General features: G+C 57.5%; 1 protein-coding gene. It reads left to right on the top strand.

Going from position 1 to position 1,332, the window contains the following annotated elements; all coding sequences use genetic code 11:
* Positions 1-69 precede the first annotated feature (69 nt).
* Entirely contained in the window at positions 70-1,095 is a 1,026-nt protein-coding gene (locus POF53_RS25870; RefSeq protein WP_203646634.1) for an IS110 family RNA-guided transposase, read from the top strand.
* Positions 1,096-1,332: the final 237 nt, after the last annotated feature.

The following is a 1,332-nucleotide window of genomic DNA, read 5'->3' on the forward strand; positions in this document are numbered from 1 at the left end:
TGGCTACCCCCGCCCCACCCTGTGTCAGCCCTCTAAGCTTTCACAGGGTGCCTATCGGAGTGCAACGCCATGAACACTGTCGCCATCATCGCCATCGACCTGGGAAAGTTGAGCTTCCATGTACACGCTCAGGATGATCGGGGTCATGAGCTCTATCACCGCAGGTTCAACCGTGAGTCACTCATCCGCCACCTTGCCAATCTTGCGCCCTGTACGGTGGCGATGGAGGCCTGTGGTGGCTCTCATTTCATGGCGCGAGAGGTGACGAGACAGGGTCATACGCCCAAACTTATTCCCGCACAGTTCGTTCGCCCCTACGTGAAAAGCAACAAGAATGACTTTGCCGATGCTGCCGCTATCGGTGAGGCGGCAACCCGCGATCAGATGCGCTTCGTGCCTCCCAAAACCGAGGCCCAGCAGGCGCTGGCGATGCTCAATTCACTGCGCGACAGCTTCATCAGAGACCGTACTGCCACCATGAACCGCATCCACGCTTATTTGCTCGAGGTGGGGGTCAGTTTGGCACCCACCTTCAAGGCGGTCCGGGAGCTCCCCATTCTGCTGGACGACAGTACCTTCTCACCGTTGATCAAGAAGCTGTTGCTGGACCTACATGCCCACTTCCGCTATCTCGATGATCGGATCAAGGCTCTGGACAAGGAAGTGCATAGCCAGGCCGTTAGCGATGATCTTGCTTCCCGTTTGATGTCGATACCTTGTATTGGCCCGATCACCGCTACCGCCCTGGCTGCGGAATTGGGTGATGGTAAGCAGTTCCGCTGTGGGCGAAATTATTCAGCCTCCATAGGCCTGGTTCCCAGGCAGCACACGACAGGCGGCAAACCTTGCCTGGGGCGAATCAGCAAGCGGGGCGACGGCAATCAGCGACGACTGCTGATCCAGTGCGCGAGGGTCTATCTGATTGGGCTGGAGCGCAAAACCGGCAAGCTGGCGGACTGGGTACGTGGCTTGCTACGTGTTCACCACCCCAACCTGGTGGTGTGCGCTATCGCCAACAAACTGGCCCGAATCGCCTGGGCCATCACGGCACACCACAGCGAATTTGATGCAGGGTCAAGCGCCATGAACGCTTGACCCTGCAGACACACGAGTAACAACCCACCTGGTTTTGCGATGCTGCACACAGATGACGTGAACGGTATACCGGCCTGGCGATCAACCTGAGCTCCTACTCGGCTTCAGAAGCCGAACAAATATCTAGGCTCGTCGGGCGCGATTTTCATCGAGGCGCGGGACCAACCTCCCACACGACGCCGTATAGATTGACGCAAACCAAACTCACGCACATCTCAGTACAGTATTGCAGAAATG

The sequence above is a fragment of the Mitsuaria sp. RG genome (genome assembly GCF_028369275.1).
Classification (GTDB): Bacteria; Pseudomonadota; Gammaproteobacteria; order Pseudomonadales; family Pseudomonadaceae; genus Aquipseudomonas; species Aquipseudomonas peradeniyensis.

Coding starts and splice junctions, on each gene's coding strand:
- POF53_RS25870 (WP_203646634.1), top strand. CDS start 70: ATGAACACTGTCGCCATCATCGCCATCGACCTGGGAAAGTTGAGCTTC.